This is a genomic window from Actinopolyspora biskrensis (assembly GCF_013408175.1).
Classification (GTDB): Bacteria; Actinomycetota; Actinomycetes; order Mycobacteriales; family Pseudonocardiaceae; genus Actinopolyspora; species Actinopolyspora biskrensis.
Genome location: NZ_JACBYW010000001.1, coordinates 532349 through 546127, shown reverse-complemented (window position 1 = coordinate 546127; position 13779 = coordinate 532349). Strand labels below are relative to the sequence as shown.

Genomic DNA, 13779 nt, shown 5'->3' with positions numbered 1-13779 from the left:
GCGGTCAGCTGCACACCTTCGAATCACGGCCCTCCCCGATGGTGGATGTCGCGGTGCTCGGTCATCACCCGGTATCCGGCGTGGCGCAGCGCGTCCGAGTAGCGTTCGGCGACGGCCACGCTGCGGTCGTGCCCGCCCTGGCATCCGAACGCCATCGTCACCGCGCGACTGTCCCGTTCCCGCGCGGCGCGGATCAACGGATCGACGACATCGAGCGCGGAGCGGAACCAGCCCTCCACCTCGAGGCGTGTGAACACCCACTCCTGCACCGACTGATCCCGGCCGGACAGGTCTTTCAACTCCGCTGTGCGGAACGGGTTCGGCATCCAGCGCACGTCCATCACGAGGTTCGCCACGGGAGGATCACCGTGGCCGTACCCGAAGGACACGACGTACAGCACCGGCGGGACGCTCATGCCGCACCTTCCTTCCGCATCCGTGCCTGCCGCACCAGCTCCGGCAGTCCGGCGAGCTCTGGAACCGACCGGAGTTCCACAGCCTCGTGCGGATACCCCAGACGTGCGGCCGTGTCCCGAACGCGCTCTGCGGTGGTCCCGTTGATCAGCAACGCCCATGTGCCGCTGTCGTGCACGACTTCGAGAGTGGTCGTAGCGACCTGGTACAGCGTGCGTGGCGGGTCTTCCCAGCTCCGGAATCCGTTGACGGCTCGCACCGAGCGATACACCGCCTCGGGATCGACGTCTCTGATGACGGCGCGCCAGCGGTGCGGCTCATTGCCCTGCTGTTGCTGGCTCATGGTGTCGGCTCCTTGTCGATGGTTGGTATCTTGTGGGCTGTCCAGAGTTGACGAGCGGTGTGCGCTCATCGGGATATGTTTCCGATGCTGGCCGCACCGTGCGCGGCCGCACTCCTCATTCCCAGGGTGATCTCAGGAGGGGCCAGCGGCGCAGCTTGTTCAACAACGCGCCGAGATCGTCGGGATCTGCGGATCGAACCGCCGTGGCCGCGCGTCCGGGAAAACCACGGAAACGGTGCTCGGTTCGTGAGCTCGGCGCTATGGCCTCCGCCGGCATCGCTGAACCGCGCCGGTGCGCCGACGCCCTGTGCCCGTTTGTCTCGCACAGCTCATGCCGGTCCGCGGCGACGGCGAGGCATGTCCCGAGTCAGGCTGTCGGGGCGATGTCGACGGCCTCGGCGCGAGCACGTTGGCACAACGAGCACACCTGCCGCGGTGGCTCCCTGTCGCGGGGTGGTGTGCGCAGGTGCGCGGTGCCGCACAGCGACAGCAGCACCACCTCCCGCCGCATCGGGGAGGTAATCGTTCCGGGCATGGTCACCGGTATCCCGTCGCGGAAGCGGGGATAGTGCGCTCCCCGGCCGGTTCGTGACGGACAGGCGGTCTCGGCGGTGAGTTCGTCGAGCGGCATGGACATGGGCGAGCTCCATCGAGAAATCACGGACGGGCCGGCTGCCGCCCGCACCGTCCCGGTCGGGGGGCGAGAGCGAGCACGAGCGGCAGCCGACCTCTCCCCGGCAGCTACAGGGGTGAACTGCCGGGGTCCACCCGCCGTCGGCGACGGACCCCGTTGTCCGTCGCCGACGGCAGGAACCTGTGGGGACAGACGCGCCTCGCCGAATCCGTGAGACGCGTTCGGCGGTGCGGGCCCGTTCGATCCCGTCGGCCCTCGAACCACAGCCCGAGGCCGATCGCGGCACCGAACAACAGCACGGACCCCGCCAACCTCGTCCTGACTGGCCCCAGGACAAGGCCGACCATGCTCACTTCGGGGTGACCGCGTGACCGGGCGGACGACGCGGCAGGGCCGGTCCACAGCAGCGCTGCTGTGGGGCCGATGAGCGTGGCGCGGGGGTTCACGGAGCAACCTTTCATCGCATGTGCGATTTGCTTTGTCGCTTGCCGCTGAGCGTATATCCGAAAGTGCAAAACGACAATGCGATGAGTGCGAGAACTTTGAATCCGACGTGCTCCCGGCGCACACGGGAGTGGGAGGATCACCCCATGCCAACCCCGACAGTGCGACGGCTCCAGCTGGGCAACGAGCTGCGACACCTGCGCGATCGAGCCGGGCTGGAACTGACCGATGCCGCCGAGGTGATCGAACGGAGCTGGAGTGTCGTCTCCAAGCTGGAACGTGGCCTGACCGGCATCCGGCAGAAACCTCTGCGGGAACTGGTCACCTACTACCGCGACCACATCGGCACCCGCGACGACGGGACACCCCGCGACGGCGGTGAGCCGATCGATCCGGAACAGTTCTGCGAGCTCAACAAAGGTTCGGAGAACCGCGGCCGATGGCGCGGGTACCGAGCCACGCATCCACAGCACTTCCGGATCGCGGTCGACCTGGAAGCCGATGCGCAGGCGATGGAGATCTACCAAACAGAGGTGGTCTACGCACTGTTTCAGACCGAGGAGTACATGCGGGCGATGTTCGAAAACGTCCGCTACGGCGACGAGGAAACCGAGCAGCGCATCAAAGCCCGGCTGGAGCGGCAGCACGTCCTCGACAAGGAGGACGCTCCGGAGATCACGGCGGTGTTGTCCGAGTCCGCGATCCGACGCGTCTACGGCGACTCAGCGATCATGCACCGGCAGCTGCGGCATCTCGCCGAGCTCGCCGAACTGCCGATGGTGCATCTGCACATCCTGCCGTTCACCGCGATCCCGGCGATGGCCAGCTCGTTTCCGTTCGTGCGCTTCCGTGTCCCGGCTGCGGGCACGAACGCTCCACCCCTGGAGTTCGTCTATATCGAGCAGTACAACAACGGGGACTACCTCGATGGGGTCAACGACGTGGCCACCTACAGTGGGTTGTGGAACGGGCTGCTGGGAGCAGCCCTCGACCCGGTGGAGTCGAAGGACTTCCTGCTCCGGGTCGCCACCGAATTCGCATGATCCACACCCGAAGGAGCGGCAAGCCATCATGATCTCGATGGACAACATCACAGGCTGGCACAAGTCCAGCTTCAGTGAGCCCAGCGGCAACTGCGTCGAGGTCGGCTACGCGCCAGGACACGTCGCCGTCCGGGACACCAAGGACCGCTCGAAGGGCGCGCATGTCTTCACCGCCGACGCATGGACCTCCTTCCTCTCCAACGTCAGGGACGGCAAGTTCGAACTCTGAACGCGTAAGCACCAGACGCCCTCGGTGACTCCGCCCGTCACCGAGGGCGTCACTCGTTTGGACGATTGATCACTTCTTCTTTGGCCGACAGCATCGAAAGTGCGCTAAGCATGTTCGTAGCGCACTTTCGTTAAAACCTGAGGGGTTCGCCCCCGCTGTCCCCAGAAGGAAGAGGTGCCCCATGGCCGCAGCACTCGCGGGCGAGACGGTCGAGGACGTGTTCGAGCTGGATGTGCAGGTCACGACCGAAGAGGTTCCGTTTCGGGAAATGGCCTGCCAGACCGACGACGGGTGTGACCACACCTGCGAAAAGTCGGCCTGCACCACGACTGCCTGAGCACTTTCCCTGCCCCGGGGTAGGCACTGTCCAGCCCCCGTCTTCTCGGCCACGGAGGTGGGGATGCCTACCCGCGGCTACGCACACCACGGGACGGGGGTGCAGCGCGCCTCCGCCCGCACCACCACCGACCTGCTGCCCCTGCTCGGCGGCAGCGACAACGTCGTCACGGTCACCCACTGCCTCACCCGACTACGCCTGACCCTGGCCGACCACCACGCCATCAACGACACCGCACCGCGCGACCACCCCGCGGTACTCGGACGCCTCCACCGAGACAACGCCCTCCACCTCATCGTCGGCCCCGCCGCAGCCGTGCCCCTCGCCCGCGCCTGCACCGAACTCCTCACCGACCACGCGGAACAACCGCAGCATCGAGTCGACAGACTCGTGACCGAACAGCACTGGGAGAGTGATCACGTGACTACACAAAGAGATCAGGCGCAGGATCTTCGCGAGGCGATGGTGCGCCAGCTGCAGGACTGGGGCGACCTGCATAGTGATTCGGTCGCGGAAGCGCTGCGAACGGTGCCGCGGCACCTGTTCGCACCGGGCGAGTCGCTGGAGGACGTGTATGCGGCGAACCAGGCTGTGGTGACCAAGCGGGACGAGCAGGGGTTGGCCACCAGCTCGCTGTCGGCCACCCACATCCAGGTCACGATGCTGGAGCAGGCTCAGCTCCAACCGGGAATGCGGGTTCTGGAGGTCGGCAGCGGTGGCTACAACGCCGCCCTGCTCGCCGAACTCGTGGGCGAGGCCGGCACGGTCGTCTCGCTCGACATCGATGGCGACATCGTCGAACGTGCCCGCAGCTGCCTGCAGACTGCCGGCTACGAGCGGGTCAGGGTGGTGCACGGGGACGCCGAGCACGGACATGCGCCGGAGGCGCCGTACGACCGGATCATCGTCACGGCCGGCGCGTGGGACATCCCCCCGGCCTGGATCGAGCAGCTCGCGCCGGGCGGGCGGATCGTGGTCCCGCTGCGGATGCGGGGGCTGACTCGGTCGGTGGTGTTCGCCCACGACGAGGACCACCTGGTCAGCACGGGATATCGCCTGTGCGGGTTCGTTCCGATGCAGGGTGCCAGCGCCCGCGAGGAACGCCTGATCCCGCTCGACGGGTCCGAGGTGGCGCTGCGGGTCGAGGAAGAGCAGCTGCTCGACGTCACCGGATTGCAGAAGTCGTTGCAGCAGCCACGATTGGAGCGTTGGCCGGACGTCGAATTCAGCTACCCCGATGAGACGCACTTTTGGATCGCGACGCAAGCGCCGGTGTTCGGTCTGCTCGCGGCACGGCAAGACGCGATCGAACGCGGTCTCGTAACTCGGTCGGCTCAGCGGGGCGTGCCGACGCTGATCCGCGGAGCGTCTTTTGCCTATCGCACGAAACGGCCTCTCGAGGGCGGCGACACGTTCGAGAACGGCGTGTACGCGCACGGGCCCGAGGCAGAGGCTGTGGCCGAGGACTACGTCGAGCTGTTGCGGCGCTTCGATCGCGATCTGCGCGGCGGTCCCGGCGCGCGTATCGAGGTGTTTCCCGCTACGCGGCCGACCAGTGAACTCCCCAGGGGACGCGTCATCGAGAAGAAGCACACGCGTGTCGTCGTCTCCTGGCCGGGAGCGCGGGAGCTCTGACCGACAGGGCCCTGCGGCAACCACGATTGCCGAATGATGGAGGTTGTGTTGACTGTTTCCACCGACTCCGAGGTCACCGTGCCGGGAGTGGCCGAGGCCAACGCCGATGTGGGGGCCGAGTCTCCTGCTGTCGAGGACTTCGACCTCGATATCCGCTTCGCGGAGTCCGGTCCGATCGTCGAGGAGCTCATGCGGCCCACCGATGACGGATGCGGCCAAACTTGCGAGTCGGCCTGCATGCAGACCTGCCCGTAACCCGGGTTGACGGTGACGAACCAGTGGTGATGTCGGGTGGCGGGGCGTTCTGCGTCGCCACCCGGCTTTCTTCTTTGGGGTGCAGTTGTACAGGATGGTTGACGCCGCTCTCGTTCGGGCGGCAGTACTTCCCCACGCTGTGGACAGCGTCGCCTGGCCGGATCTGACCGGAAGTACGGATGCGCACGTGCGGCAGTGGTGTTCGTGGTTACGGCGGGTGTGGGCGGTTGAGGAGTTCGCGGTGGCCGTGGAGCTGGCCAGCCCGGTGCTGGCCGGTCGTGTGCGTGCGATCTGCGCGGGCGAGGAGCAGCGTGTCCGCGAGGTTCGTCGCGCGACGAGTTCGATGATGCGGTATCTGCTGCGTGCCACCACTCGGGCGACCCCGTTCGGGTTGTTCGCGGGGGTGGCCGCCGCCCGGTTCGGCCGCGCCACGACACTGCGCTGGGGCGACCGGCATCGGGCGGTGGCGCGGGTCGATGCGGAGTGGTTGTCGGCGGTGCTGGCGGAGCTGGAGTCCGATCCGCAGCTGTGTTCCCGGCTGTTGGTCGTGGCGAACTCGGCGGCCGTGGTCCGCGACGGCAGGATGGTGCTGAGCTGGCAGCGCCGCTCCGACGAGGCCACCGGGCTGGGGGAAGTCTCGGTGCGCCACAGCCGGGTGGTGCGGGCCATCATGCGGGCCGTGGCCGCGCCGATCCGGGTGTGCGAGGCGGCCGAGAAGGTCGCGGCCGCGGTCAACGCCTCCGCCGCCGCGGTGGAGCCGATGCTGGCGGCCCTTGTCGAGCAGGGATTCCTGATCACCCAGTTGCGGCCGCCCATGACGGTCACCGACCCCCTGGCCCACGTCGTGGCGGCGCTGGACGAGGTCGAGGCCGACACGGCGGCCGGGGTGTCGGGGCAGGTGGCCCAGCTCCGTGCCATCCACCAGGACGTGGTGGGGCACAACACCGTTGGCGCACCGACCCGAGCAGACCAGCGCCGCGCCGGGCTATCGCGGGCGATGACCCGGCTGACGCCGAGCCAGCGGCCGGTCGGGGTGGATCTGCGGTTGGACTGCGACCTGGCCCTGCCGCAGGGGGTGGCCCGGGAGGCCGAGGCCGCGGCCGCAGCGCTGGTGCGGCTGGCTCCGGAGCCGTTCGGAACCCCGGCGTGGCGGCAGTACCACGGTCGGTTCCTGGAACGGTACGGACCACGAGCGGTCGTGCCGGTGGCCGAGCTGGTGGCCGATACCGGACTCGGTTTCCCCTCCGGTTACCGCGACTGCCCGTGGGACGCACCGGAGTCCGCTCCGGCCACGGAGCGGGATGCGGAGTTGCTGGCCCTGGCCCAGCGAGCCGCCTGGGAAGGCCGTACCGAAATCGTGCTCGACGAGGCCACGATCAGTCGTCTCGAGAGCACGGGGACGAGGGAGACAGCGGTCCAACCGCACACCGAGCTGCGCGTGCAGGTGCGGGCCCGGACGCGGGACGCCCTTGATCGCGGCGAGTTCGAGCTGGCTCTGGCCGGGGTCTCACGCTCGGCCGGAGCCACCACCGGCCGCTTTTTCGACCTGCTCGACGGCGAGGACCAGCAGCGTGCGGCCGCGGCCTGTGCCGAACTGCCCACAGTGTGTGCGAACGCGCGCCCGGCCCAGATCTCGGCGCCGGCGCTGTATGCGCGCACCGACAACGTCGCTCGCAGTCGGCAGGTGCTGCCCGCGGTGGTCTCGCTGGGCGAACACCGCGAGTCGGGTCACGACGTGGTGCCGTTGGACGATCTCGCCGTCACCGCCGACGCCGAACGGCTGGTGCTGCTGTCGCTGTCCCAGCAGCGTCCGGTCGAACCGGTGGGCTTCAACGCGGTGGAGATGGTCGGCCACGCGCATCCGCTCGTGCGGTTCGTCACCGAGCTCAGCACCGCCCGTGCCAGGCCGTGCGTGCCGTTCTCGTGGGCAGCGGCGGCTCGGCTGCCGTTTCTGCCCCGAGTGCGCTACCGCCGCACGATCCTGGCACCAGCGCGGTGGCGGTTGGAAGCAAGCGACCTTCCCGGTTCCGGGGCCTCGTGGCAGGACTGGATGCAGGGCTTTCAAGCGTGGCGGCAGCACTTCGCCGTGCCGGAGCTGGTCTCTCTCGGTGACAGCGATCAGCGGATGCGGTTGCACCTGCACACTCCGGCGCACGTGTCCCTGCTGCGCACCGAGCTGGAACGCACGGGAGAAGTCACCCTGCGGGAAGCACCGGCCGACGAGGAGCTCGGCTGGTTCGACGGGCACGCCCACGAGGTGGTGATCCCGCTGGCGACCACCACCACGGCCGCCTCACCGCCGAGGTGGTCGGCCCAGCACCTCGACCGCGAGCACGGGCACCTGCCCGGCAGCGAGTCCTGGCTCTACCTCAAGCTCTACGGGCACCCCCACCGGCAGAACACGGTGCTCACGAATCATCTGCCCGAGCTGCTGTCGAGCTGGGACACCGCGCCGGAGTGGTGGTTCGTGCGCTATGCCGACCCGGATCCGCACCTGCGGCTGCGGATCCGGACCGGCCAGCACGACGAGAGCGCCCCTGCTCTGGCCAGGGTCAACACCTGGCTCACCCAGCTGCGCCAACGGGGGCTCGTAGGCCGCGCCCAGGTCGACACCTACTGTCCCGAAACCGGCCGGTTCGGCGCCGGAACGGCGATGCGGGCCGCCGAGTCGGTCTTCGCCGCCGATTCGAGCGCGGTGCTCGCCCAGCTGCACGCTGTCGAGCACCACGACGGTGCTCGGCCGCTGGCTCTGACCGCGGCGAGCATGGTCCACCTCGTGTGCTCGTTCCACGACGATCCGGCCACCGGAATGCGGTGGCTGATCGAGCACGCCCACACCCCCTCGGGCCCGGCCCCCGAGCGAGTCCTGCGCGAGCAGGCACTGCGGCTGGCCGAGCCACGCGAGGACTGGGCCGCGGTACGCGCCCTGCCGGGCGGCGAGGACCTCGCGGCCGCCTGGCACCGGCGTCGGACAGCGCTGACCGCCTACCGCAGCGCCCTGACCGAGTCCGGGCACCGCGAACCCGCCGGCGTGCTGACCGACCTGCTGCACCTGCACCACGTGCGCATGACCGGCGTGGCGCCCGAGACCGAGCGGACGTGCCTGCGCCTGGCCCGCGCCGCCGCTCTGAGCTGGACCGCCCGCACCCAGGGAGCCCCGTGAACACCCTCAACACCGTCGACGTCCTCGCCGCGGTCGATGAGCTCGCCGAGCCCCTTTCCGACCCGCACACGCTCTACCCGCACGGCGGCGTGGGCCGCACTCGGCCGCAATCGCTGCTCGGCGGCGCGGTCGGCCTCGCGCTGCTGCACCTCGAACGTGCCCGCAGCGGCCGCGGCAGCTGGGACACCGCCCGCGCCTGGCTGACCGCGGCCGCACGCGAGGAAGTCTCCACCGGCCGCAACGCGACCCTGTTCTACGGGGCACCGGCGCTGGGGTTTCTCACCCGCTCGGTCGCCGACGATCCCCGCCGGTGTCCCCCCGTGCTGGCCGCGCTGGACAGCAAGACCGTCGAGCTGACCCGGGCCCGTCTCACCCTGGCCCACGCGCGTCTCGACCGGGGCCAGCGCCCCCTGCTGGCCGAGTTCGACCTCTTCCGGGGCCTGGCCGGGCTCGGCGCCTACCACCTGCGCCACCACCGCCGGCACGCCATCACCCGCGCCGTGCTGAACTACCTCGTCCGGCTGACCGAACCCCTGCCGTCCACCTCGGACGGCCTACCAGGATGGTGGACCGAGGTCTCGCCCAACGGAGAAATCACCGCCGATTTCCCCGGTGGGCACGGCAACATCGGCCTGTCCCACGGCATCGCCGCACCGCTGGCGCTGTTGTCCCTGGCCCTGCTGCGCGGTGTGGCTGTCGACGGCCAGCGCGACGCGCTCGAACGGATCTGCAGCTGGCTCGACACCTGGCAACAACCGGGCCCCTGGTGGCCCGGAGTGATCAGCCGCGCCAACGTCGAGACCGGACAGATCGATCCCTCCCAGCGGCAAGCGCCGCGCTGGTGCTACGGCACCGCCGGGCTGGCCCGCGCACTGCAACTCGCCGGGATCGCCACCGGCGACACCGCCCGACAACGCACCGCCGAGGCCGCGATGCTGGGCCTGCTGCGTGACCCCGACCAGCTCGACCGCGTCACCGACACCGGCCTGTGCCACGGCCTGGCCGGAATCGGCCAGACCGCCTGGCGCATGGCCGCCGACGCCGACACCGGCGAGATCACCGGCGAACTGCCCCACCTGTGCCAGCGGCTCCTCGCACGGCTGTCACCACCCCCGTCGGATCCCGAATTCCTCGACGGATCCGCCGGTATCGCGCTGGCCCTGCACACCCTCGGCACCCACCAGGATCCGCACACCGGCTGGGACGCCTGTCTGCTGCTGGCCTGACCCGACAAGGAGCCATCGCGTGACCCCGTCCTGGCGCCAACTCAACGTCCGATTCGACGACTGGGACACCGTCGAACACACCGCGGTGACCCACCTCGGGCCCGCCCTCACCGAAGCCAGCCACGCCGGACTGATCGAGGCCTGGTTCTTCACTCGCAAAGCCGAACAGGTCCCCGATAGCCACAGCGGCCTCGCCCCGCGCGAAGCCACGCTCCCGTGCTGGCGAGTGCGCATCCAGGCACCGGACGAGGACACCGCCTCCGAGGCGCTCGCCCTCCTCCACACGCACTTTCCCCGGGCCACGCCGGTCATCTACGAACCCGAGGTCCACGCCTTCGGCGGAACCGCCGGCATGGCGCTGGCCCACACCCTGTTCCACCAGGACAGCCACCACGTCCTGACCTACCTCAACCATCTCGGCGCCGCGGAAGGGATCGTAGGGCGCCGAGAGCTGGCGATGCTGCTGTGCAGCCGTCTGTTCCGCGCGGCCGGGCAGGACTGGTACGAGCAGGGAGACATCTGGGCCCGGATCGCACAGAACCGTCGCCCGATCCACGAGCTCCCACCGGAGACCGTGCACGCGCTGCACCCCGCGCTACGTCGCCTGATGACCGTCGACACCGCGCAGCTGGCATGCGACCCCACCAGCGACCTCGCCGTCGCGGCGGACTGGTTCACCGCCTTCGACGACGCGGGCACACAGCTAGCCCGCTTGGCCCGCGAGGGCGTCCTCGAGCGCGGGCTGCGCGCCGTGCTGGCCCACCACGCCCTGTTCGCGTTCAACCGCTTCGGTCTCAGCCCGGCCAACCAGACCCTGCTCGCCCACGCCGCGGCCACGCTCGTCTTCGACTGATCGGACCCCCGCGATGCCTCTCTCCAGCAACGACCACCTCCACGAACGACTCGCCTCGTGGTTCCCGCTCCTGCCACGGCCACGGCCCGCCTGCCGAGCACTCACCGAACGCGTCGACGAGATCAACCACCTCGCCCACACCGCCGCGCACGGCCCACCGGAACAACGCATCACCACCGCCGCCGAAGCCTGCAACAAGGCCGCGCTCATCCTCAGCGACTGCGGCCTGCCCGACCGCGCCCACCAGCTGTGCCGGCGACAATTCGACCTCTTCCACGCCCACCGGCCGCTGGCACCGACAACGGCCAAACTCGCCCTGCAACCCCTGGTCAACCTCGGCCGACTGCACATCCGCAACGGCCACGGCAACCGTGCGCACCAGCTGCTCACCCACGTCTACCAAGCCCTGCGCACGAGAACGGCGACCACGATCGACGGTCGGAACATCGACCTCACCGACCTCACCGACGATCACAGAGCAGCACGAGGCGACCTCGTCCGATTCCTCTGGACAGTGCTGCTGGCCGACGGCACCCGAGCCCTGACCCGAGCCGGACGATGGAACGACGCGCTCGAACACCTCGAACGCCACAAAGGTATCGGCGACCGCATGCTCGACGGCAGACAAGTCGCCGTCCTCACCCGCATCGTCAACGACGACCACGAGCACGCCCTCGACCTGCTCGCACACAGCTCCACCCCGGAAACGTGGGAACAAGCCGTCGCGTCCTACCTCACCACGCTGTGCCTGACCACCGCAGAACGCGACACCCAACCAGCTGACACGGACATGGTCGAGCGCTACCTCGCACTCCCCCACCAGTCCACACCACCGGTGTTTCGCTGCCGCCTCGGTCTATGCGTACTCGACCTCACCAACCACACACCAATCACCACCGACATCATCCGACAAGCCATCACCGCGGCAGACGCCTACGCCGCCCACGACGTGCTCACCCACCCAGCCTGCGCGCAGAACATGTCCGACACCGACCAGCGCGCGCTAACCCACATCATCACCACCGCCGGCCTCCACCACGGCGAGGAAGCACCAGCCGAGCCCCTCACCGAACTCACCGACGCGATAGCCAGAAGCGAAACCAGCCTGGCTCACGCACTCACACGACAACAGTCAACTCACGACCAGCCCCGAAGGAACTACCCCAGCACGACTGCCCCACAACCACGGGGCGGACTCGGCGATGACCTGGCCGGACCGACAGACACGGCAGAGGCAGCGCCGCGAGGGATGCCTCGCTACTAAGACCGTGAAACGGCAGCACGTGGCAAATCCACCCTGGGAGCTGACGTCACTTCCCCGCTCGTCAGCCCTGGGACACGTCTCAGCGACTACACAGCCGTGCCCCGTGACTGGAGAACTGTTGAACTTCTTCTACGACCCCGCCGAGTTGTTCGCCTCGACCGCCCCGTACGACGCCCGCTACCGACCCGGCTAGATGTCGTTACCAGGGCCGACAACGGGCAGCTCGCCCAGTTCACAGACGTCTCCCTCTGCCACGGGTGGGCGGGGCTGCTGCACACCACCTGGCGCATGAGCCAGCACGCCCCGCGCCTCCGCGCGCACCTGCCGATGCTGATCGAACGACTCACGAACCGGCTGGACGAGCACTCCTCACCGGGGGCGGGCCTGCTCACCGGAGAAGCAGGAGCCCGGCTGGCGCTGCACACCGCCACCACCGATCAGGTCCCCGTCACGCGGTGGGATGCCTGCCTGCTGCTGGACGGTTGACACGACGAAGAAGCGAGGAAGGGACACGATGAACACCGAGGCCACCGCCGCATCAGCCGAGGAACTGCGTGCCCGCATGGTCGAGAAAGTCCGAGGAGACGGCTTCGCGACGAACCCGCGCGTGGAACGCGCGCTCCGGCAGATGCCCCGCCACGAGTTCGTCCCCGAGGCCGACCTCCAGACCGCCTACCACCCGTTCGAAGCAGTCATCACCCACCGGTTCGCCGACGGCACCTCCCTGAGCTGCGCCAGCGCCCCGTTCGTGGTGGCGATGATGCTCGACCAGCTCGACGTGCACCCCGGTCACCGCGTCCTCGAGATCGGCGCGGGCACCGGCTACAACGCCGCACTGCTGGCCGAACTCACCGGCGACTCCCAACTCGTGACCACCATCGACGCAGACCCCGAGGTGACCGAGCAGGCACGCCGCAACCTCGACGCTGCCGGACACGGCCACACACACGTCGTCACCGGCGACGGCACCCACGGCGCGCCCGAGAACGGCCCGTACGACCGGATCATCGCCACCGTCTCCCCCTGGGACATTCCCCCGAGCTGGTGGCAGCAGCTCACCCCCACCGGGCGGATGGTGCTGCCGCTGCGCTGGCGCGGCCAAACCCGCGCAGTGGCGCTGGCCGAGCGAGGCGGAAAGCTCGTCTCCGATGGTGTGGAGCTGTGCGGCTTCGTCCCCCTGACCGGGGACACCGAAGGCGAACGAACCGCGCCGATCACCGACGACGGCACCGTGAGCCTGCACTGGGACCGCGACCAGCCGATCAACTCCGCCAAGCTGCGTGGCGTGCTCGACACCCCGCACACCAGTCGCTGGTCCGGGCACATGATGGTCGCCAACGAGCCCTTCGACGGGATCTGGCTGCGGCTGACCGCCGAAGACAGCCGCACCTGCCGCATCAACGCGCACCCGAACGTGCCCCGCGAACTGGTCGCCCCACTGGCACCGATGCGCTCCCCCGCACTCGCCGACGGCGAGTCGCTGGCCTACGTGACCCAGCACCGGCACCGCACCGAAGAAGGGTCCCGCTGGGAACTCGGCGCGATCGGCCACGGACCAAACGCAGCCGCACTGGCCGACCGGCTGGTCGAGGTGATCGGACACTGGGCACACGCCCGCGAGCAGCGGCCCACCCTCATCGCCTACCCCGCGGACTCGACAAGCACCGAGCACGATCACGGCGCCACCATCGAGAAGCGCCACAGCCGAGTCGCCGTCACCTACGCTCCCGAACCCGACCAGCTAGCGGAGGACCACCGGCACTTCTGACGACTCCCCCGCCGATCCCCTGTCGATTCCAGACCCGAAGACGCCTCCCGCACTCGAGGACCCCACTCACGAGACAGGGCCCTGCACAGCGGCTCCCCCGACCACGCTGAGTTCCGGGCCTCTCCGAGTGCCACACCCGCCGAAGACCTCCCCGCCAGCTGCACGGGTTGC

The 13779-nt window shown here is 69.2% G+C and carries 14 protein-coding genes; 11 read left to right on the top strand and 3 right to left on the bottom strand.

The window, feature by feature from the left end; genetic code table 11:
* Window positions 1-23: 23 nt before the first annotated feature.
* The 3 genes from FHR84_RS02530 to FHR84_RS02520 form a co-directional block, all read right to left on the bottom strand.
* Window positions 24-416, bottom strand: coding sequence for a RapZ C-terminal domain-containing protein (locus FHR84_RS02530; protein ID WP_017975661.1), 393 nt, complete (start codon window positions 414-416; stop codon window positions 24-26).
* On the bottom strand, window positions 413-757 hold the full coding sequence (locus FHR84_RS02525; RefSeq protein ID WP_179533777.1) for a hypothetical protein: 345 nt from the start codon (window positions 755-757) through the stop codon (window positions 413-415). The genes FHR84_RS02530 and FHR84_RS02525 overlap by 4 nt, the downstream gene beginning before the upstream one ends.
* 367 nt (window positions 758-1124) lie before the next feature.
* A complete protein-coding gene (locus FHR84_RS02520; RefSeq protein ID WP_179533776.1) occupies window positions 1125-1394 on the bottom strand; it encodes a hypothetical protein in 270 nt (89 codons plus the stop codon).
* A 587-nt stretch (window positions 1395-1981) separates the two neighbouring features.
* Here FHR84_RS02520 and FHR84_RS02515 point away from each other — a divergent pair.
* From FHR84_RS02515 to fxlM (FHR84_RS02465), 11 genes are all read left to right on the top strand, one after another.
* Window positions 1982-2878, top strand: a complete 897-nt coding sequence (locus tag FHR84_RS02515; protein WP_179533775.1) for a helix-turn-helix domain-containing protein — start codon at window positions 1982-1984, stop codon at window positions 2876-2878.
* Window positions 2879-2915: 37 nt separating this feature from the next.
* The gene (locus FHR84_RS02510) at window positions 2916-3107 is read left to right on the top strand and encodes a DUF397 domain-containing protein (protein WP_245695568.1); all 192 of its coding nucleotides are present in this window, start codon (window positions 2916-2918) and stop codon (window positions 3105-3107) included.
* Window positions 3108-3288: 181 nt separating this feature from the next.
* A complete protein-coding gene (locus FHR84_RS02505) occupies window positions 3289-3444 on the top strand; it encodes an FxLD family lanthipeptide (protein WP_179533774.1) in 156 nt (51 codons plus the stop codon).
* 63 nt (window positions 3445-3507) lie between these two features.
* The gene (fxlM, locus tag FHR84_RS02500; protein WP_179533773.1) at window positions 3508-5079 is read left to right on the top strand and encodes a methyltransferase, FxLD system; all 1572 of its coding nucleotides are present in this window, start codon (window positions 3508-3510) and stop codon (window positions 5077-5079) included.
* Between the two features lie 48 nt (window positions 5080-5127).
* Window positions 5128-5334 (top strand): FxLD family lanthipeptide, encoded by a 207-nt coding sequence (locus tag FHR84_RS02495; protein ID WP_246300094.1) that lies wholly within the window; start codon window positions 5128-5130, stop codon window positions 5332-5334.
* Window positions 5335-5428: 94 nt separating this feature from the next.
* Complete coding sequence (locus FHR84_RS02490; RefSeq protein WP_179533772.1) at window positions 5429-8497, top strand: lantibiotic dehydratase; 3069 nt, start codon at window positions 5429-5431, stop codon at window positions 8495-8497.
* Window positions 8494-9723, top strand: coding sequence for a lanthionine synthetase LanC family protein (locus tag FHR84_RS02485; RefSeq protein WP_179533771.1), 1230 nt, complete (start codon window positions 8494-8496; stop codon window positions 9721-9723). Before FHR84_RS02490 ends, FHR84_RS02485 begins: the two co-directional genes overlap by 4 nt.
* Before the next feature lie 19 nt (window positions 9724-9742).
* The gene (locus tag FHR84_RS02480; RefSeq protein ID WP_179533770.1) at window positions 9743-10576 is read left to right on the top strand and encodes a thiopeptide-type bacteriocin biosynthesis protein; all 834 of its coding nucleotides are present in this window, start codon (window positions 9743-9745) and stop codon (window positions 10574-10576) included.
* A gap of 13 nt (window positions 10577-10589) precedes the next feature.
* Window positions 10590-11840, top strand: a complete 1251-nt coding sequence (locus tag FHR84_RS02475; RefSeq protein WP_179533769.1) for a hypothetical protein — start codon at window positions 10590-10592, stop codon at window positions 11838-11840.
* Window positions 11841-12128: 288 nt separating this feature from the next.
* On the top strand, window positions 12129-12326 hold the full coding sequence (locus tag FHR84_RS02470; protein ID WP_179533768.1) for a hypothetical protein: 198 nt from the start codon (window positions 12129-12131) through the stop codon (window positions 12324-12326).
* 28 nt (window positions 12327-12354) lie between these two features.
* Window positions 12355-13608, top strand: a complete 1254-nt coding sequence (gene fxlM / locus FHR84_RS02465; RefSeq protein WP_179533767.1) for a methyltransferase, FxLD system — start codon at window positions 12355-12357, stop codon at window positions 13606-13608.
* Window positions 13609-13779: the final 171 nt, after the last annotated feature.